The 19,303-nt window shown below is 59.4% G+C and carries 19 protein-coding genes and 2 pseudogenes (1 of these 21 running past the window's edge); 8 read left to right on the top strand and 13 right to left on the bottom strand.

Translation table 11 applies throughout. The annotated features are described in order from the left end of the window. The 5 genes in view from ACTG1K_RS22630 to ACTG1K_RS22610 are tightly spaced (each overlapping or abutting the next) and all read right to left on the bottom strand, a layout consistent with a single transcriptional unit that may run on beyond the window. Positions 1-37, bottom strand: partial view of an energy transducer TonB gene (locus ACTG1K_RS22630; RefSeq protein ID WP_005339371.1) — the 5' portion only. The gene continues 626 nt to the left of window position 1, outside the view; 37 of the gene's 663 nt are visible here — the first part of the coding sequence; the start codon lies at positions 35-37; its stop codon lies off the left edge, out of view. Beyond that, entirely contained in the window at positions 34-435 is a 402-nt protein-coding gene (locus ACTG1K_RS22625; RefSeq protein WP_005339369.1) for an ExbD/TolR family protein, read from the bottom strand. Before ACTG1K_RS22625 ends, ACTG1K_RS22630 begins: the two co-directional genes overlap by 4 nt. After that, positions 432-962, bottom strand: coding sequence for a MotA/TolQ/ExbB proton channel family protein (locus tag ACTG1K_RS22620; protein WP_440004780.1), 531 nt, complete (start codon positions 960-962; stop codon positions 432-434). The genes ACTG1K_RS22625 and ACTG1K_RS22620 overlap by 4 nt, the downstream gene beginning before the upstream one ends. Continuing rightward, complete coding sequence (locus ACTG1K_RS22615) at positions 959-2,263, bottom strand: MotA/TolQ/ExbB proton channel family protein (protein WP_429192106.1); 1,305 nt, start codon at positions 2,261-2,263, stop codon at positions 959-961. The genes ACTG1K_RS22620 and ACTG1K_RS22615 overlap by 4 nt, the downstream gene beginning before the upstream one ends. Then, entirely contained in the window at positions 2,260-3,021 is a 762-nt protein-coding gene (locus ACTG1K_RS22610) for a DUF3450 domain-containing protein (RefSeq protein ID WP_005357258.1), read from the bottom strand. The genes ACTG1K_RS22615 and ACTG1K_RS22610 overlap by 4 nt, the downstream gene beginning before the upstream one ends. A 210-nt stretch (positions 3,022-3,231) precedes the next feature. On the opposite strand from ACTG1K_RS22610, the gene ACTG1K_RS22605 reads away from it, so the two are divergent. Further along, entirely contained in the window at positions 3,232-4,008 is a 777-nt protein-coding gene (locus tag ACTG1K_RS22605) for a helix-turn-helix transcriptional regulator (protein WP_005357256.1), read from the top strand. A gap of 73 nt (positions 4,009-4,081) precedes the next feature. Here ACTG1K_RS22605 and glmS read toward each other — a convergent pair whose 3' ends face one another. Together glmS and ACTG1K_RS22595 are read right to left on the bottom strand one after the other, a co-directional pair. Beyond that, positions 4,082-5,914 carry a glutamine--fructose-6-phosphate transaminase (isomerizing) gene (gene glmS, locus ACTG1K_RS22600; protein WP_144716048.1) on the bottom strand — a complete coding sequence of 611 codons (1,833 nt, stop codon included), beginning with the start codon at positions 5,912-5,914 and terminating at the stop codon, positions 4,082-4,084. Between the two features lie 56 nt (positions 5,915-5,970). Then, entirely contained in the window at positions 5,971-6,744 is a 774-nt protein-coding gene (locus tag ACTG1K_RS22595) for a DeoR/GlpR family DNA-binding transcription regulator (protein WP_005339356.1), read from the bottom strand. A gap of 122 nt (positions 6,745-6,866) precedes the next feature. Here ACTG1K_RS22595 and blrA point away from each other — a divergent pair, with 122 nt between their 5' ends. From blrA to ACTG1K_RS22560, 7 genes and pseudogenes are all read left to right on the top strand, one after another. Next, positions 6,867-7,541 (top strand): beta-lactam response regulator transcription factor BlrA, encoded by a 675-nt coding sequence (gene blrA / locus ACTG1K_RS22590; protein ID WP_144716047.1) that lies wholly within the window; start codon positions 6,867-6,869, stop codon positions 7,539-7,541. After that, complete coding sequence (blrB, locus tag ACTG1K_RS22585; RefSeq protein WP_440004781.1) at positions 7,538-8,959, top strand: beta-lactam sensor histidine kinase BlrB; 1,422 nt, start codon at positions 7,538-7,540, stop codon at positions 8,957-8,959. The genes blrA and blrB overlap by 4 nt, the downstream gene beginning before the upstream one ends. 80 nt (positions 8,960-9,039) lie before the next feature. Next, a complete protein-coding gene (gene blaOXA, locus ACTG1K_RS22580) occupies positions 9,040-9,834 on the top strand; it encodes an OXA-12 family class D beta-lactamase (protein WP_111900863.1) in 795 nt (264 codons plus the stop codon). An 83-nt stretch (positions 9,835-9,917) separates the two neighbouring features. Continuing rightward, positions 9,918-10,397 carry a DUF1566 domain-containing protein gene (locus tag ACTG1K_RS22575; RefSeq protein ID WP_421285194.1) on the top strand — a complete coding sequence of 160 codons (480 nt, stop codon included), beginning with the start codon at positions 9,918-9,920 and terminating at the stop codon, positions 10,395-10,397. Between the two features lie 117 nt (positions 10,398-10,514). Beyond that, a pseudogene (gene creD, locus ACTG1K_RS22570) lies at positions 10,515-11,558 on the top strand (cell envelope integrity protein CreD); the annotation flags it as partial. A gap of 70 nt (positions 11,559-11,628) precedes the next feature. After that, entirely contained in the window at positions 11,629-12,576 is a 948-nt protein-coding gene (locus ACTG1K_RS22565) for an IS481 family transposase (protein WP_440006056.1), read from the top strand. Continuing rightward, a pseudogene (locus ACTG1K_RS22560) lies at positions 12,570-12,923 on the top strand (inner membrane CreD family protein); the annotation flags it as partial. The gene ACTG1K_RS22565 and the pseudogene ACTG1K_RS22560, both read left to right, overlap by 7 nt. Before the next feature lie 52 nt (positions 12,924-12,975). On the opposite strand, the gene glmU reads toward ACTG1K_RS22560, so the two are convergent. The 6 genes from glmU to atpH form a co-directional block, all read right to left on the bottom strand. Further along, a complete protein-coding gene (gene glmU, locus ACTG1K_RS22555; RefSeq protein WP_425856365.1) occupies positions 12,976-14,337 on the bottom strand; it encodes a bifunctional UDP-N-acetylglucosamine diphosphorylase/glucosamine-1-phosphate N-acetyltransferase GlmU in 1,362 nt (453 codons plus the stop codon). Positions 14,338-14,432: 95 nt separating this feature from the next. Then, positions 14,433-14,861: a F0F1 ATP synthase subunit epsilon gene (locus tag ACTG1K_RS22550; RefSeq protein WP_005339345.1), complete on the bottom strand. Its 429-nt coding sequence runs from the start codon at positions 14,859-14,861 to the stop codon at positions 14,433-14,435. Between the two features lie 18 nt (positions 14,862-14,879). After that, on the bottom strand, positions 14,880-16,268 hold the full coding sequence (atpD, locus tag ACTG1K_RS22545) for a F0F1 ATP synthase subunit beta (RefSeq protein WP_005339344.1): 1,389 nt from the start codon (positions 16,266-16,268) through the stop codon (positions 14,880-14,882). Positions 16,269-16,301: 33 nt separating this feature from the next. Continuing rightward, complete coding sequence (atpG, locus tag ACTG1K_RS22540) at positions 16,302-17,168, bottom strand: F0F1 ATP synthase subunit gamma (RefSeq protein ID WP_440004783.1); 867 nt, start codon at positions 17,166-17,168, stop codon at positions 16,302-16,304. Between the two features lie 43 nt (positions 17,169-17,211). Further along, entirely contained in the window at positions 17,212-18,753 is a 1,542-nt protein-coding gene (gene atpA, locus ACTG1K_RS22535) for a F0F1 ATP synthase subunit alpha (RefSeq protein WP_440004784.1), read from the bottom strand. A 15-nt stretch (positions 18,754-18,768) separates the two neighbouring features. After that, the gene (atpH, locus tag ACTG1K_RS22530; RefSeq protein ID WP_005339341.1) at positions 18,769-19,302 is read right to left on the bottom strand and encodes a F0F1 ATP synthase subunit delta; all 534 of its coding nucleotides are present in this window, start codon (positions 19,300-19,302) and stop codon (positions 18,769-18,771) included. Position 19,303: the final 1 nt, after the last annotated feature.

Raw genomic sequence — 19,303 nt, 5'->3', positions numbered from 1 at the left:
CAATCCCCAGCCCCAGGCTCATCAGCTTGTATTTCATTTTGGCGCCACCGCCACGGCGATATTGGCGATACCCGCCGCCTTGGCCTCATCCATCACCCGCACCACCTTGCCGTGGGGCACCCGCTCATCGGCCTGGATCACCAGACTGGCATCGGGCTGCTCCGCCAGCAGGCGGGCGATGGTGGCCTGTACCCGCTCCACATCGATCTGCTTGCGGTCGAGGAAGATCTGACCCTGAGCCCCAATCGCCAGCATGATGCTGGAGGATTTCTGCGCCTTGGCCTGACTGGCCTGGGGTCTGTGCACCTCGAGTCCGGCTTCACGCACGAAGGAGGTGGTGACAATAAAGAAGATCAGCATGATGAACACGATATCCAGCATGGGGGTCATGTCGATCTGCACTTCGTCACGCTGGCGTTTGGATTGCCGTCTCATTGCATTACCTTCTCTTCTCGCAGGCCGTCCCGGGTCTTGGCCAGCGCACGCTTGGCCTGACTCTCGAGCCGACTGAGTAACAACACGCCGGAGAGCGCCACCACCATGCCCGCCATGGTGGGGATAGTGGCGCGGGAGATCCCGCCCGCCATGCTCTCCGGGTTAAAGCGGTTGGCCGCAGCCAACGCATCGAATACGCCGATCATGCCGGTCACAGTGCCCAGCAGCCCCAGCATGGGGCAGAGCACCACCAGGGTGCGGATGAAGATCAGATGACGGTTCAGTTCCAGCTCCGCCTGTGCCAGCCAGCGGCTGCGGATCGCTCGGGCGTGCCAGCTGTGGCGCTCGCTGCGGGCCTTCCAGCGGCCGAGCAGCTGTTGCTGCAAGGGGCCAAAACCCAGATTGAGGTAGAGCAACCGCTCGATCATCAAAATCCACATCAGCACCAGCAGGGCCAGAATGACCCAGAGCACCGGGCCGCCACGGCCCATGAAGCTCTGCAGCTGTTGCCAGATGTCGAGCATCATGCTGCTCGCTCCATCCCGCCGTTATTGCTCTCGGCGCGCTCGGCCAGAATGCCGGCTACCTGCTGCTCCAGTACATTGGAGAGCTCGGTGAAGCGCGATTGCAGCAGGCTGTGGGCCAGGATCAGCGGAATGGCCGCCACCAGACCCTGTACCGTGGTAACCAGCGCCATGGAGATGCCGCCCGCCATGATCTTGGGATCGCCGGTACCAAACTGGGTGATCGCCTGGAAGGTGCCGATCATCCCGGTTACGGTACCGAGCAGACCCAGCATGGGGGCGATGGCCGCGATCACCTTGACCATGCCGATGCCGCGCTCCATGCGAGGAGTCTCCTGCAGGATCGCCTCATCAAGACGCAGCTCGAGGGTCTCCATGCTCAGCTCGGGGTGTTTGTCCGCCACCGTCAGCACCCGGCCGAGGGCGTTGTCGGCGTGATACTCGCCGCTCTTGAGCTGGCGGCGCACCCGACCCAGTTCGCGGGAGAGGCTCCACAGCCGTACCGCTGCGATCCCCAAGCCGATGGCAGCCAGCAGCACGATAATGGCGCCAACCTGACCACCCTGTTGTACCTGCTGCCAGAAGGTGGGCGCCTGTGCCAGCATCGCCAGCAGAGTGCCATGAGAAGGATCCAGCGGCAGCACTTCCCCTTCCTGACCCTGATAAGCCGCAACGGCAGAGAGCACGCTACCGGGCAGACCCAGTACCGGGCTCAAGCCTTCGGCGGTCGGTTGCAGGAAGCCTTCGCTCCCCAGCAGGGCAAAACTGCCAACCCGGGTCAGCGACTGCTCGCTGGCAGCCCCCTGGGCATCGAGCACCTTGCCGTTGAACTGAGCAATCCGGCCAGATTCGCGGATCTCCTGCAGCAGCGTGGCGGGCAGCAGGGCGAGGGCGGCGCGATCCGGCACCTGTTTATCATGTGCCATGGTTTTCAGCGGGGCGAGACGCTCCGGGTACTGGCCCTCGACGGCGGATTCGCTCAGCAGCTTGACCGCATCGCTGGCGCCCTGACGGGTGACCGCGAAGATCTCGTTCATGTCGCCGGAGGCTTGCTCCCACTGGGCGTTAAGCTCGACCAGCTGCTTCTCGTTGCTGGCGAACTTGCCAGCCAGCTCCTTGCTCAGGCGCTGGGCCTCGGCCAGTCTGGCACGGGCAGTGCCGAGCTCCTTGGCAACGGTCGCCAGATCTTGCTGAGCCTGCTGTTCACGAGCCTGTTCCTGCTGCTGCCACTCATCGGCGACAGCGGCGTTGGTACCGCAGGAGAGGGCAATAAGGAGGGGGAACCACTTCATGGTGACTCTCATGATTGGGCCTCCTGACTGCGGCTGACAGAGAGGGGGACATTGAGCAACTGGGGAACTTTCTTGTCGGCGGCCACATCCATCGCCTCGGCGATAGGGGAGAGCCACTGGCTATCGAGGGCTTGCCACTGCTTCGCCTCGGCAGACCAGCGCCATGCCTGACTGCGATCGGCCGTCATTGCCAGCAGGGAGACCCGACCCAGCGCCAGCACATCGACCCGACGCGGAGCACCATCCAGCTCCAGCTCGGCGGAATAGCTGTCCATCCGGCTGCCGTACTCGGCTTCGATCTGATAGGCCTGCAGCAGCTGACGGAATTTCTCTGCCTCGCTAACGTCTGCGCGAGCCAGGGTCGCTTTCAACTGTTCAACCCGCGCCAGCCGATCTTCCTTGCGCAGCGGGATGTCATTTTGCACCAGCTGTTCCAGATCTGCCTGCATCTGCAACATCAGCGGGATCAAGCCCTGACGGGTCTCTTGCACCGCTTCCAGCTGCTGGCTCAATTTACCCAGCTCATTTTGCTGATCGGCCACCAGAGATTGCATGTAGCGGTTGTAGGCTTCGAGGTCACGCAGTTGCAGCTGGGCGTTTTGCAGCTCCAGTCGTGCGGCAACGGCGGCATCGGCGGCTTTTTCCACTCGCTGCTGGGAGGCTTTCCCGGCAGCTATGCTGTTCTTGAGGGCGGGAGCAACCAGCTCATCCCCGATGGCAGCAAAGTGGACTGACAGTGGCAGCAGGGCCACACCCCATAATTTGTTCATTGAAATACATCTTACTAATGATAACTATTATCATTATCTCAAATGCAGGGCGGACTGGCAACGAGAGGATTTTCTTGGCCTTTATGCACAAAAACAGGATAATTTTTAAGCACGCACGGAATAAGTGGCGCCAATAGCCACCGCACAAATATAAATAACGATAAAAAATCTTTTCGATCAGTGTGATAGAGATCGAAAAAGGAGAAAGTAATGCTCAACGATGCGATCTGGGAACATATCGACAAGTTCACCAAGGCAACAAAAACCAGCGATATCCAGCAACTGCTGGAGCGCTTCAGTCATCAAATGGGCTTTGATTACTTTCGGCTGCTGATTATTTTCCCCATCAGCATGCAAAAATCCCACGTGGCACTGTTCAACAACTGTCCGACCACCTGGTTTGACGCCTATAGCGAAAACCAGTATCTGACCCAGGATCCGGTGGTCTATCTGGGGCTGAAACAGACCCAGCCGATCTTCTGGAACAAGCTCGACTGCGACTCGCCCTGGCTGCCCAGCGCCAGCCGCGACGTGATGAACCTGGCCGCCGATTTCGGGGTACGCAATGGCGTCTCCTTTCCGCTGCACACCCCGCAGGGGGAGCACGGCATCCTCTCATTCATCACCAAGGAGAAATCCAACTCCGATCTGATGTTTGAAAATGTTCCGCTGCTGTCGTTCTGCGCCAGCTACATCTTCAACTCCGCACTGCAACTGATCAAAAGCAGACCGGATATGATGAAATACCTGACCGAACTGTCGGATCGGGAGAAGGAGTGCCTGTTCTGGGCCAGCGAGGGCAAGACCTCCTGGGAGATCGCCACCATCCTCGGCATCAGTGAGCGGACAGTCAACTTTCACCTGACCCAGGTGACCAACAAGACCGACTCAAAGAACCGCAGTCAGGCCATCGCCAAAGGGATCACCAGCGGCATCATAGTGCCCTCCCTCGACGAGGTCACCATCACCAACCTGCGGCTGTCGTAACCCCTCAGCAGCAACAAAAAGAGCCGCAATTGCGGCTCTTTTTTATTTCAGAAAGTGACTTATCAAAAGTGACTTACTCAACGGTCACCGATTTTGCCAGGTTGCGCGGCTGGTCGACGTCAGTGCCCTTGATCAGGGCGACGTGGTAGGAGAGCAGCTGCAGCGGCACGGTATAGACGATGGGGGCGATCACCTCTTCCACATGGTTGAGGTTCATGACCCGCATGGTCTCGTCGCTCTTGAAGCCGGTATCGGCATCGGCGAACACGTAGAGGATACCGCCACGGGCGCGCACCTCTTCCACGTTGGACTTGAGCTTTTCCAGCAGATCGTTGTTCGGCGCCACCACAATGATGGGCATCTCGGCATCGATCAGCGCCAGCGGGCCATGCTTCAGTTCACCAGCGGCGTAGGCTTCGGCGTGGATGTATGATATCTCTTTGAGCTTGAGCGCCCCTTCCATGGCGATGGGGTACTGGCTGCCACGGCCGAGGAACAGGCTGTGCTGCTTGTCGGCAAACTCTTCGGCCAGGGTTTCGATATCCTTGGCCAGCGCCAGACTCTCTTTAATACGCAGCGGCAGGGCTTGCAGCGCCTTGACCAGTTCAGCCTCGGCGGCGGCGCTCAGGTGGCCACGGCAGTGACCGACCGAGGCCACCAGCATCAGCAGGCCAGCCAGCTGGGTGGTGAACGCCTTGGTGGAGGCCACTCCAATTTCTGCCCCCGCGCGAGTCATAAAGGCCAAATCCGATTCACGCACCAGCGAGGAGCCCGGCACGTTGCAGATAGCCAGCGAGCTCATGTAGCCGGATTCCTTGGCCAGACGCAGCGCCGCCAGGGTATCGGCGGTCTCACCACTCTGGGAGAGGGTCACCAGCAGGCTGTTGGGACGCACTACCGATTTGCGATAGCGGAACTCGGAGGCGATCTCTACATCACAGGAGACGCCAGCGATCTCTTCGAACCAGTAGCGAGCCACCATGCCGGAGTGGTAGGAGGTGCCGCAGGCGACGATCTGCACGTGCTCGACCTTGTCAAAGATGGCGCGCGCACCGTTACCGAACGATTCGACCACCACGTGATCGCTGCCCAGACGCCCTTCCAGGGTGTTGGTGATCGCTTTGGGTTGCTCGTGGATCTCTTTGAGCATGTAGTGACGGTATTCACCCTTGTCACCGGCATCGTGGGAGAGTTCGGACTCCTGCTCTTCGCGCACCACGGCGTTGCCGTTGGTATCGAAGATGTGCACGTCGCGGCGGGTCACTTCGGCCACATCACCCTCTTCCAGGAAGATGAAACGGCGGGTCACCGGCAGCAGCGCCATCTGGTCGGAGGCGATAAAGTTCTCGCCGATACCGCGGCCGATCACCAGCGGTGAACCGGAGCGGGCCACCACCACGCGGCTGTCGTCGCGGCTGTCCATCACCACGGTACCGTAGGCACCGCGCAGCTGCTTCACCGCAGTCTGCATGGCGGCCAGCAGGCTGCCGGCGCTCTTCAGCTCATGATGGACCAGATGGGCAATCACCTCGGTATCAGTGTCGGAGCTGAACACATAACCCAGCGCCTTCAACTCTTCCCGCAGATCTTCGTGGTTCTCGATGATGCCGTTGTGTACCACCACGATATGCTCGGAGACGTGGGGGTGGGCATTGCGCTCGGAAGGCTCGCCGTGAGTGGCCCAGCGGGTATGAGCGATGCCGGTACCACCATGGACGGACTGCTCGTCGAGCGCCTTGGCCAGCTCGGCCACCTTGCCCAGACGGCGAACCCGCTGCAACGGCTGGTTGGCGCTGAACACGGCCACACCGGCTGAGTCATAACCGCGGTACTCCAGACGGCGCAGGCCCTCTACCAGAATTTCAGCCACATCACGTTGGGCAACAGCCCCGACGATGCCACACATACACTTCTCCTTGAGATGCAAATCGTAAAGTCAGTTGGATGGTTCAGAGCTCGATGTCAGCAAGTGACCGGGGCGCAGATAAGCGTCACCCCCTGGGCTTGAATCTGTTCTCTGGCCTCGCTGGCCAGCCCCTCGTCGGTCACCAGGGTATGGATGCTCGACCAGGGAAGTTCGAGATTGGGGATCTTGCGGCCGATCTTTTCCGACTCGACCATCACAATCACCTCCCGCGACACCTCGGCCATCACCCGCGACAGGCCCACCAGCTCGTTGAACGTGGTGGTGCCACGCTCCGGATCGATGCCATCGGCACCGATAAAGAGCTGGTCGAAGTCGTAAGATCGCAACACCTGTTCCGCCACCTGACCCTGAAAAGATTCGGAGTGAGGGTCCCAAGTGCCACCGGTCATTAACAGGGTAGGCTCATTTTCCAGCTCGCGCAGGGCACCGGCCACATTGAGGGAGTTGGTCATCACGATGAGGCCGCGCTTGTTGCCCAGCATGGGGATCATGGCGCTGGTGGTGCTGCCGCTGTCGATGATGACGCGGTTGTGATCACGCAGCCGCTCGGCCGCCGCACGGGCAATGGCTAACTTTCGGTTCGAAACTTGTTCGGGATTGGCCTCGACCACCATCTCGCTCGGCAAAGGGACTGCACCACCGTAACGGCGCAGCAGCAGACCACCGGTCTCCAGTACCGCCAGATCTTTACGGATAGTCACTTCGGAGGTAGAAAAGTGTTTGGCGAGGGCGTCGACGCTCACTTCACCCTGCTCTTGTACCAGGGTCACTATGGTGTGTCGGCGTTGTTGAGTATTACGTTTGGTCATTTTTAAGTTTCGATTCGAAAGAACATCGAAATATTAGCCCCTTTTTCGGAAAAATAAAACAGCAAATAGGATCCGATTTGGTTCGATGCCAGAATGGGGTGCCAATTTGCGACGAGGATGCCATGCAAAAGAGAGTCATCTGGCTGGTGGAGGATGAGGCCAGCATCGCCGACACCCTGATTTACGCCCTGCAGACCGATGGGTTCGAGGTGGAGTGGTTCATGCTGGGCCAGCAGTTGCTGACACGACTGGAACAGACGCGACCCGACTTCCTGATCCTCGATGTGGGGCTGCCCGACATCAGCGGCTTCGAACTCTGCAAGCAGGTGAGGGCGCTGACCGATATTCCCCTGATGTTCCTCACCGCCCGCAGCGAGGAGATAGACCGGCTGATCGGGCTGGAGATCGGTGCCGACGACTATGTGGCCAAACCCTTCTCGCCACGGGAAGTGTGTGCCCGGGTGCGGGTCATCCTGCGCCGCAGCCAACCCGTCGCTCCCCAACCCAGCGCCCTGCTGGTACTGGATGAGGAGCGGGCCCGCATCCATTTTCGCGGCCAATCGCTGGCCCTCACCCGCTACGAATATCTGCTGCTCAAGACCCTGATGCAGGCGCCGGGCCGGGTCTACTCCCGCCAGCAGCTGATGGATCTGGTGTGGCAGGATGCGGAGGAGAGTCTGGATCGCACCGTCGATACCCACATCAAGACCATCCGCGCCAAGCTGCGCGAACATGATCCCGAGGCCAACCTGATCCTCACCCACCGCGGGCTGGGCTACAGCTTGGAGCTGGCATGAGACTCGGACTGCAACTGCTGTGCGGCCTGCTGCTGATCTTCGCGCTGGCCGCCTGGTTCGTGCTGGAAATCTTCGTCGAGGAGATCAAACCCGGGGTGCGCAGCGCCACCGAGGATACTCTGGTAGACATGACCCAGCTGCTGGCGCCGCTGGCGCTCGATGATCTGAAAGAGGGCAATATGATGAACGGGCGGTTGGCCAGCGCCTTCGCCCGCCTCAACCAGAATCCCATCAATGCGATGATCGATGGCCACCTCAAGCAGCAGGCGGAGTACCGCATCTATGTCACTGACCAGAAGGGCATGGTGATTTACGACTCCGACGGCACGGATCTGGGCAAAGACTATTCCCGCTGGAACGATGTCTACCGCACTCTGCGCGGCCAGTATGGCGCCCGCAGCACCCGCACCGATCCCGACGATGCCGCCAGTTCGACCATGTATGTGGCGGCGCCGCTGCGGGAAGGGGCCGAGATCATCGGCTCCCTCACCGTCGCCAAACCCAACCGCACCCTGATGCCCGCCATTGAGCGGGGGGAACAGGAGCTGCTGCGGGCCGGCGGCCAGATGCTGCTCATCTCGCTGCTGATCGGCAGCCTGCTGGTGTGGTGGCTAAACCGCGCCATCGGCAAGCTGGTACACTACGCCGACTCGGTCAGCAAGGGGGAGGCGGCACCGCTGCCACAGCTGCACACCGTCGAGCTGGATCGGCTCGGCCGCTCACTGGAGACCATGCGCCACCAGCTCGATGGCAAAAGCTACATCGAAGCCTATGTGCACAGCCTGACCCACGAGCTGAAGAGCCCGCTGGCCGCCATTCGCGGGGCGGGGGAGATTTTGGCCGAAACGCCGCCCCCCGAGGTTGCCAAACGCTTTATCGGCAACATCAATCTGGAAACTGCACGCATGCAGCAGCTGATCGAGCGAATGCTGCAACTGGCGCGGCTGGAGTCGGGGCAGGGGCTGGATCGCCAGTCGGTGGAACCGGCAAAACTGGGCAAGCGCACCCTCGATGCCCGCCAGATCATCGCCCAGCGCCGTCAGGTCGAGTTGGTGGCCGAGCTGACCAGCGCGCCGAAACAGAAGTGGGATCCACTGCTGGTGGAGCAGGCCATCGGCAACCTGTTGGATAACGCCATCGACTTCTCTCCCGCCAACGGGCTGGTCACCCTAAGCGGCAGCCAGCAGGAGGAGGGCTACTGTTTTCGGGTCACCGACTGCGGCCCCGGCATTCCCGACTACGCCCTGCCGCGCATCTTCGAGCGCTTCTACTCCCTGCCGCGCCCCGACAAGGGCAAGAGCAGTGGTCTGGGGCTCAGCTTCGCCCATGAGGTGGCCCACCAGCATGGCGGTCGTCTGACCCTGAGCAACCGGCCAGAGGGAGGCGCGCTGGCGGAACTCTGGCTGCCGTTCGCCTAGTCCCCCCGCAACTTCACATTCCCCACACAAAGCGGCATTAGACTGCCGCTTTATCTCATCCATTTGCTCAAGGAAATGCTATGTCCCGCCTGCTTCTCTCCAGCCTGCTGGCTGCCGGTCTGCTCGCAGCCCTGCCTGCCTCCGCCGCCAGCGGCTGCTTTCTCTATGCTGACGGCAACGGCCAGACACTCTCCAGCGAAGGGGACTGCTCCAGCCAGCTACCGCCCGCGTCCACCTTCAAGATCCCGCTGGCGCTGATGGGTTACGACAGTGGCTATCTGGTGGATGAAGAGCATCCGGCACTGCCTTACAAACCGAGCTATGACGGCTGGCTGCCCGCCTGGCGCGAAACCACTACCCCGCGCCGCTGGGAAACCTACTCGGTGGTCTGGTTTTCCCAGCAGCTCACCGAATGGCTGGGGATGGAGCGCTTCCAGCAATATGTCGACCGCTTCGACTACGGCAATCGGGATCTCTCCGGTAATCCGGGCAAACATGACGGCCTGACCCAGGCCTGGCTCAGCTCCAGCCTCGCCATCAGTCCGGAGGAGCAGGCCCGCTTCCTCGGCAAGATGCTCAGCGGCAAGCTGCCGGTCTCGGCGCAGACCCTGCAGTACACCGCCAATATCCTCAAGGTGAGCGAGATCGACGGCTGGCAGATCCACGGCAAAACCGGCATGGGCTACCCGAAGAAGCTGGATGGCAGCCTCAACCGCGATCAGCAGATCGGCTGGTTCGTCGGCTGGGCCAGCAAACCGGGCAAACAGCTGATCTTCGTCCATACCGTGGTGCAAAAACCCGGCAAGCAGTTCGCCTCCCTCAAGGCAAAAGAGGAGGTGCTGGCCGCCCTGCCTGCACAACTTAAAAAGCAGTGAGCTCGCTTCCCGCCAGATAAACCCCGATAACCACGGTCAGCCCACCAGCGATGGGCTGACCGCCATTCGTAAACGAGACAAACATGAAATTATTTCTATTGCTGCTCTGGCTTCCGGCCAGCATGGCGCTTGCTGCCTGTGATCTCTCCGACCGCCTGACGCGGCAGGGAGAAGTCATCCATGATCGGCTCAACCAACTAGAATGGCAGGCGTGCAGCCTCGGCAGCCAGTGGCTGGAGGGGAAAGGGTGCGTGGGCACACCGGCCCTGCTGACACTGCTTGAAGCAAAGGATGAAGCAGCCCGCCTTGGCGAGGGGTGGCGACTCCCCACCATCGAGGAGCTCTTCACCCTGCTCGACGAAGATTGCCGGGCGCCGATGACAGACCCGCGCTTCTTCTCCGATATCCATGACAACGGGGAAAATTCAGCCCCCTACTGGACCTCCAGCTCCATTGAGGAGATGCCGGAACTGGTCTATTACATCGACTTTATGCACGGACTCATCGACGGCCACACCGATCGTTTCGCCCAAGCCGCCCGACTGGTGCGCTCCCGCCCCTGAACAATCCCGCGGCGCCTGATGGCGCCGTTTTTCAACAGTTCACCGCCACTTCACACAAGCCCATCACCACTTCACGCCGGACTGACAGACTCACTCCATCCAACAAGGAGACGTGTCATGGTCAAACAGATATTCACCCACAAGATATTTCTGCTGCTGTTGCTCAGCCTGCTGTTGATGGTGCCAGTGCAATCCATCATGGAGCTGAACCGGGAGCGTCAGGCTTACCGCAGTCAGGCCATTCACAGCATCATGGCCAGCAGCAGCGGCCCGCAACGACTGATGGGGCCCATTATCGTGCAGCCCTATACCCGTTCGGTGACGGTCGAGCAGGAGGGCAAGCGCTTCGTCCGTCAGGAGCAGCTCTACCGCTACCTGCTGCCGGAGCAGTTGGATATCAAGGCCAACATGGAGGTCACCCCGCGCAAGCTGGGCATCTATCAGGCGCAGGTCTACCAGACCCGCATCACCCTATCCGGCCGCCTGCCCACCCGGCAGAGTTTGCTGAATGACGCGACCTCACCGCTCGGTGAAACGGCCGAGCTGGTGGCGGGCAAACCCTACCTGAGCCTGGTGCTCTCCGATGCCCGCGGTATCAACAGCGTGCCCGAACTGCAACTCGGCACACAGCGGATCCCGTTTGCCCCCGGCGCCCGCCTCGGTGATGCGCTGGCGGGTATCCATGCCCCACTCGACAGCCTGCCGCAGCAGGATGGCACCTTCCATCTGGAGCTCAATCTACAGGGGATGAACGCCCTCGACATAGTCCCGCTGGGCAAGGAGAGCACCCTGCAGCTGGCGGGCAACTGGCCCCACCCCAACTTTATCGGTGACTTTCTGCCGGGCAGTCGCACCCTGAGCCCGCAAGGGTTTGAGGCCAACTGGCAAACCAGCTGGTTCGCCAGCGACATGGAGACCCGCTTCAACCGGATGATGAACGGTGGCGATAGCAATCTCTCCACCTTCAGCGTCAGTCTGGTGCAGCCGGTGGATCACTATCAGCTCAACGAACGGGCAGCCAAATATGCCCTGCTGTTTATCGGCCTCACCTTTATCAGCTTCTTCATGTTCGAGCTGCTCAAGGGGCTGAGGGTTCACCCGATCCAGTACGCGCTGGTAGGGATGGGGCTGGCCATTTTCTATCTAGTTGTGATCTCTCTGTAGGTTGTTCACTCGGGGCATTCCCGGAGAATTGGAGGCACCAACCAAACCAATCATCCGAGGTGCCCGAGTGAACAATCATAAAAATGCCCGATTAACCGTCTTTGGTCGACAGCTTCTTGTCCAGCGTATCCTTGAGCAGGGCCTGCGCGTTGAAGAGGCCGCTCACGCTGCCGGGGTCAGTATCCGCACCGCTTACAAGTGGCTCACTCGATATCGCCAGGAGGGACCTGATGGTTTGTACAATCGCTCTTCTCGACCCGCATCTTGCCCTCATGCCATTGATGACCAGCGCCAGCAGAGGATTATCGAACTGCGCAAGCAGCGACGGACCTATCGGCACATCAGCCAATATCTGGGCATAGGGCACAGTACTGTCGCCCGCATCTTGCAGCGCATGGGACTTCATCGATTGGCCAATCTGGCCCCAGCTGTTCCAGTACAACGCTATGAACATGAGAAACCGGGTGACTTGCTGCATCTGGACATCAAAAAGTTGGGGCGTTTCCACCGTCCCGGCCATCGTATCACCGGCGACCGCAGCAAGGACTCACGCGGCGCAGGGTGGGAGTGTGTTCATGTGGCGATTGATGACCACTCCCGTGTGGCGTTCAGCGCTCTGCATCCTGATGAAACGGGACGCAGTGCCTGCCTGGCGCTGTTACAGGCACTTCGCTACTACGCCGGGCTCGGCATTTGTTTCAGTCGGCTACTCACGGACAATGGAGCCTGTTACCGGTCGAAACGCTTCCAGAAGCTGTGTCGTCGGCTGGGGCTCAAGCATCTGCGCACCAAGCCTTACACACCACAAACCAATGGCAAAGCAGAGCGCTTCATTCAGACCGCCCTGCGTGAGTGGGCTTATGCACGGAGCTATGACTCGTCAGAGCAACGGGCAGAGCACTTGCAACCGTGGTTGCATGAGTACAACTGGCATCGTCCTCATGCCAGTCTGGGCTACCAGCCCCCCATCAGTCGTCTTCAATCTGTGAACAACCTGGTGGGTTTACACATCTAGTGCTGCTGGCGCTGACCGAACACCTCGGTTTTGGCTGGGCCTATCTGGTGGCCGCGCTGGCTAGCGTGCTGCTCAACGGCTTCTATCTAAGCCATGTGCTGGGCGGCCCGAAACAGGGGATCGGCTTCGCATCGCTGCTCGGGCTGGTCTATGCCATCCTCTACAGCTTGCTGCAAGCCGAAGAGATTGCTCTGCTGCTCGGGGCCCTGCTCCTGTTCGCCACCCTGGCGCTGATCATGATGCTGACCCGCAAGCTCGACTGGTATCAGGTGATGGACTACAGCGCACCCGCGACCACATGGGCGGCCCCCCAGTCATCGACCAGTGACACCAACCATCAGTCATAAGCCAAAAAAAACCGGCGCCATGAGGCGCCGGTTCTATTTTATTGATCGGGCATCACTTCTTCTTGACCGGACGAGCCCAGTTTTTGATGTGACGCTGGGGCACCCGGGTGATCACCAACTCGTTCTCGGCCACATCCTTGGTGATGGTGGAACCCGCCCCCAGGGTTGCACCCTTGCCGATGCGCACCGGCGCCACCAGCTGGGTATCGGAACCGACAAACACATCATCCTCGATGATGGTCTGGAACTTGTTCACGCCGTCGTAGTTGCAGGTGATGGTACCGGCACCAATATTCACCTTGGCACCCACCTCGGCATCCCCCAGATAGGTGAGGTGACCACACTTGGAACCAACCCCCAGACGGGCCTTCTTCATCTCGACGAAGTTGCCGACGTGGGCATCCTGCTCCAGCACGGCACCCGGGCGCAGACGGGCAAACGGGCCGACCGAACATTGATCCGCCACCTGAGCCCCTTCAACGATGGAGTAGGGCTTCACCTCGGTGTGATCGCCAATGACGCAATCCTTCAGCACGGCACCGGCACCGATACGGACGTGGTTGCCGAGGGTTACCTTGCCTTCGATGATGACGTTGACGTCGATCACCACCTCTTCACCGATCTCGAGGGTTCCGCGTAGATCGAAGCGGGCCGGGTCGATCAGGGTAGCGCCGGCGATCATCAGCTTCTCGGCCTGCATCTGCTGGTAGCTGCGCTCAAGGGCTGCCAGCTGGACCCGGTTGTTGGCCCCTTCCACCTCGGCGGCACGCTCCGGATGGACCGTCGCGATCGGGCAGCCATCGCCGTGCGCCATGGCGATCACATCGGTCAGGTAGAACTCGCCCTGGGCATTCTTGTTGTCCAGACGGGAGAGCCAGCTGCGCAGCTGGCCGCCGTTGGCCACCAGCACGCCGGTGTTCACTTCGCGGATGGTCAGTTGCTCGGCGTTGGCATCTTTCTGCTCGACGATGCCGACCACCTGACCGTTTTCACGGACAATGCGGCCATAGCCGGTGGGGTTGTCCAGCACCACGGTCAGCAGTGCCATGCCATCGCTTGCCTTGGCAGCCAGCAGTCGTTGCAGAGTCTCTGGCTGGATCAGCGGGGTATCGCCGTACAGCACCAGCACGTCGTCTTCATCCTTCCAGAACGGGATGGCCTGGGCGACCGCATGACCTGTCCCCAACTGCTGAGCTTGCAGCACCCAGTTCACATCGGCCGCAACGATCCGCTCTTTCAGCAGCTCGGCACCGTGGCCATAAACCAGATGCAACTGCTCGGCACCGACCTGACGGGCGGTATCGATCACATGGGAGACCATGGGTTTGTTGGCTACCGGGTGGAGTACCTTGGGCAGGGAAGAGCGCATACGGGTACCTTTACCCGCCGCCAGGATCACGACGTTGAGAGACATGACTTCGACCTTGAACTTGTGTGGAAATACTCGGCGGAGTCTATCGAACGGGTAAAAAAAAAGCGACCCGAAGGTCGCTTTTTACATCACCGTTATTAGCGGTAATTCTTTTTGACGATATCGATGACTCGCAGTTGAGCCATCGCCTTGGCCAGCTCGGTGGCGGCCTGGGCGTAGTCGATATCACCATGGGAGCTGTGGATCCGCTCTTCGGCTGCGCGCTTGGCTTCCTGGGCTTTCGCCTCATCCAAGTCGTCAGCACGAATCGCGGTGTCCGCCAGCACGGTCACGGATTCAGGTTGTACTTCCAGCATACCGCCGGAGATGTACAGCACCTCTTCAGTTCCGTTCTGCTTCACCAAGCGGACCAGGCCCGGCTTGATGGCAGTCAGCAACGGAGCATGACCGTGGCGGAGACCCAACTCACCTTCGGAGCCTGATACCTGAGCGGATTGCACGCGACCGGAAAAAAGTTTTCCTTCGGCACTCACCACGTCCAGGTGAAAGGAGATCATCTCTGCCATGGGCCCTCCTGTCGAGGCTTACAGTTTCTTGGATTTCTCAACGACTTCGTCGATACCGCCAACCATGTAGAACGCCTGCTCGGGCAGATCGTCATACTCGCCTTTCAGGATGCCCTGGAAACCACGAATGGTCTCTTTCAGCGGCACGTATTTACCCGGAGAACCGGTAAACACTTCTGCTACGAAGAACGGCTGGGACAGGAAACGCTCGATCTTACGGGCACGGGCTACGGTCAGTTTGTCTTCTTCTGACAGTTCATCCATACCCAGGATGGCGATGATGTCCTTCAGCTCTTTGTAGCGCTGCAGTACGGTCTGAACGCCACGAGCGGTCTCGTAGTGCTCTTTGCCAACCACCAGCGGATCCAGCTGACGAGAGGTAGAGTCCAGCGGGTCAACGGCCGGGTAGATACCCAGTGCCGCGATTTGACGGGACAGTACGACGGTCGCATCCAGGTGGGCGAAGGTGGTCGCCGGAGACGGGTCGGTCAAGTCATCCGCAGGCACGTAAACGGCCTGTACGGAGGTGATGGAACCGGTCTTGGTGGAGGTGATACGTTCTTGCAGAACACCCATCTCCTCGGCCAGGGTCGGCTGGTAACCTACTGCGGAAGGCATACGGCCCAGCAGTGCGGATACTTCGGTACCGGCCAGGGTGTAACGGTAGATGTTGTCCACGAAGAACAGCACGTCACGACCCTCGTCACGGAACTTCTCGGCCATGGTCAGGCCGGTCAGCGCAACACGCAGACGGTTTCCGGGCGGCTCGTTCATCTGACCGTAAACCAGAGATACTTTGTCCAGTACGTTGGACTCCATCATCTCGTGGTAGAAGTCGTTACCCTCACGAGTACGCTCACCTACACCGGCGAACACAGAGTAACCACTGTGCTCGATCGCGATGTTACGGATCAGCTCCATCATGTTTACGGTTTTGCCTACACCTGCACCACCGAACAGACCAACTTTACCACCCTTGGCGAACGGGCATACCAGGTCGATAACCTTGATGCCAGTCTCCAGCAGATCGTTGCTGTTGGACTGATCTTCGTAGCTGGGGGCAGCGCGGTGGATAGACCAGCACTCTTCTTCACCGATCGGACCTTTTTCGTCGATTGGCTCGCCCAGTACGTTCATGATCCGACCCAGAGTCGCAGTACCGACCGGAACCTGGATGGATTTACCGCTATTCACTACTTCCAACCCACGACGCAGACCGTCGGAGGAGCCCATGGTGATGCAACGAACGACGCCGCCACCGATCTGTTGCTGGACTTCCAGCACCAGACCCTGGCCTTGACCTTCGCTAACGACCTTTAGTGCATCGTACACCTGGGGCACGGCATTCTGCGGGAACTCGATGTCCACCACAGCGCCGATGATTTGGACGATGAAACCGTTACTCATGTCAAATCCTCTAAACCTTTGATAACCCTTGCCTTACACTGCTGCAGCACCGGATACGATCTCTGTCAGCTCCTGGGTAATACTGGCCTGACGGGCCTTGTTGTATACCAGTTGCAGATCGTTAATCAGGTTATTGGCGTTGTCAGTCGCGGCTTGCATGGCAACCATTCGGGCTGCCTGTTCACTTGCCAAGTTTTCCACTACCCCCTGGTACACCTGGGATTCGACATAGCGAACCAGCAGGGTATCCAGCAACTTCTTGGGATCCGGCTCATAGAGGTAATCCCAGTGGTGTTTCTTGGCGAGCTTGCTGTCTTCCGTTACGGGCAAAGGCAGCAGTTGATCGACCCGTGGTTGCTGCACCATGGTGTTAACGAACTTGTTGTACACCAGATACAGCTTGTCAATCTCACCGTTGTCGTAAGCCTTCAGCATGACCTTGACTGAACCAATCAGGTCATTGACGCTCGGATTATCGCCCAGTCCTGCGACATGAGCTTTCACCTTGGCGCCGTGCCGTTCAAAGAAGGTGGAGGCCTTGCTACCGATCAGAGCCGTGTCTATTTTGGCTCCTTTCACACTCCACTGCTTCATATCATTGAGGGCAGCCTTGAACAGGTTGATGTTCAAACCGCCACACAGGCCACGGTCGGTGGAGACGACGATGTAACCCACTCGCTTGACCTCACGTTCGATGAGGTAGGGGTGCTTGTATTCCAAGTTTCCCTGGGCGATATGGCCGATCACCTTGCGCATGGTTTCAGCGTACGGACGGCTGGCAGACATGCGATCTTGCGCACGGCGCATCTTGCTTGCTGCCACCATTTCCATAGCACCGGTGATCTTCTGAGTGCTTTTCACACTCCCGATCTTGTTACGTATCTCTTTTGCGCCGGCCATCTCTTACTCTCCATCAGGTGGCAGCTCGCGCTGCCACACACGCTTACCAGGTCTGGGTTGCCTTGAAGTCATCCAGCAACGCAGTCAGCTTGCCAACGATCTCGTCGTTGTAGTCTGCCTTGGCATTGATGTCAGCCATCAGCGAACCATGCTGGGTATTGGCGTAAGAGAGCAGAGCAGCTTCGAAGTCGACGATCTTGTTCAGCTCGACATCGGAGAGATAGCCTTTCTCGGCGGCGAACAGCACCAGTGATTGCTGGGCGACATTCATCGGCGAGTACTGCTTCTGCTTCATCAACTCGGTCACTTTCACACCGTGATCAAGCTGCTTGCGAGTCGCTTCGTCCAGATCGGAAGAGAACTGGGCAAATGCCGCCAGTTCGCGATACTGGGCCAACGCGGTACGGATACCACCGGACAGCTTCTTGACGATCTTGGTCTGAGCAGCACCACCCACACGGGATACGGAGATACCCGGATCAACCGCCGGACGAATACCGGAGTTGAACAGCTGTGAAGTCAGGAAGATCTGACCATCGGTGATGGAGATCACGTTGGTCGGAACGAACGCAGATACGTCACCCGCCTGGGTTTCGATGATCGGCAGCGCGGTCAGAGAGCCGGTCTTGCCTTTCACTTCACCCTTGGTGAACTTCTCTACGTACTCGGCGTTAACGCGAGCAGCACGCTCCAGCAGACGGGAGTGCAGATAGAAAACGTCACCCGGGTAGGCTTCACGTCCTGGCGGACGGCGCAGCAGCAGGGAGATCTGGCGATAAGCTACGGCCTGCTTGGACAGGTCATCATAGATGATCAGCGCGTCTTCACCGCGGTCACGGAAGTACTCACCCATGGAGCAACCGGCATACGGAGCCAGGTACTGCAGGGCAGCAGCTTCGGAGGCAGAGGCAACGACCACGATGGTGTTGGCCAGGGCGCCGTGCTCTTCCAGCTTGCGCACCACGTTGGCGATGGTGGAGGCCTTCTGGCCAATCGCAACGTAGACACACTTAATGCCGGAATCTTTCTGGTTGATGATGGTGTCGATCGCGATGGCGGTCTTACCAACCTGACGGTCACCGATGATCAGCTCACGCTGGCCACGACCGATTGGGATCATGGCATCGATGGCTTTCAGACCGGTCTGGACCGGCTGGTCAACAGACTTACGCTCGATAACGCCCGGTGCGATCACTTCGATCGGCGAGAAGCCGTCGTTGTCGATCGGACCTTTACCGTCGATCGGCTGACCCAGGGTGTTCAACACCCGGCCCAACAGACCACGACCTACAGGCACTTCCAGAATACGGCCAGTACCTTTTACTTTCATTCCTTCTGACAGACCGTCATAGGAACCCATAATCACCGCACCGACGGAGTCACGCTCCAGGTTCAATGCCAGAGCGTAGCGGTTGCCCGGCAGCTCGATCATCTCACCCTGCATGGCATCAGCCAGGCCGTGAATACGAATGATACCGTCGCTCACAGAGACGATAGTACCTTCGTTACGCGCTTCGCTCTTTACATCAAACTGCGCAATGCGCTGCTTGATCAGCTCGGCGATTTCAGTGGAATTCAGTTGCATGCTCTAATACCCCAATCAAGATTGCAGCGCGTCAGCCATGCGATCCAGCTTACCGCGGACTGTGCCGTCGATTACCAGATCACCGGCCTTGATGAGCACCCCGGCCATCAAGGACGCATCGATGCTGCAATTCAGCTTCACTTTGCGCGCGAGACGTTGTTCCAGAGAAGCCTGAATATTGGCTTTCTGCTGGTCGGTCAGTTCGATCGCCGAAATCACGTCAGCCTGAACCTCTTTATCCAGTTCAGCTTTGAACGCGACAAATTCAGCAACGACCGCCGGCAGCACACCCAAGCGACCATTCTCGGCCATCACCCGGATCAGGTTCTGGCCATGCACGTCGAGTTGCTCACCGCAGACACCGACAAACAGCGTTGCCAGCTCTTCGGCGGCCACAGAGCCGTTTACCAGGTTGTGCATGGTCTCGTTTTCCACTACTTGCGCAGCGAAACCGAGCATACCCAGCCACTGGTCAACCGCCTTGTGCTCAACGGCAAACTCGAAAGCAGCCTTGGCGTAGGGGCGAGCGATTGTAGTCAGTTCAGACATA

This window comes from Aeromonas sp. 102P (assembly GCF_051920345.1).
Lineage (GTDB): Bacteria > Pseudomonadota > Gammaproteobacteria > Enterobacterales > Aeromonadaceae > Aeromonas > Aeromonas veronii.
Note: the sequence above shows the minus strand (reverse complement) of the source record. Positions and strands in the feature narration are given on the sequence as shown.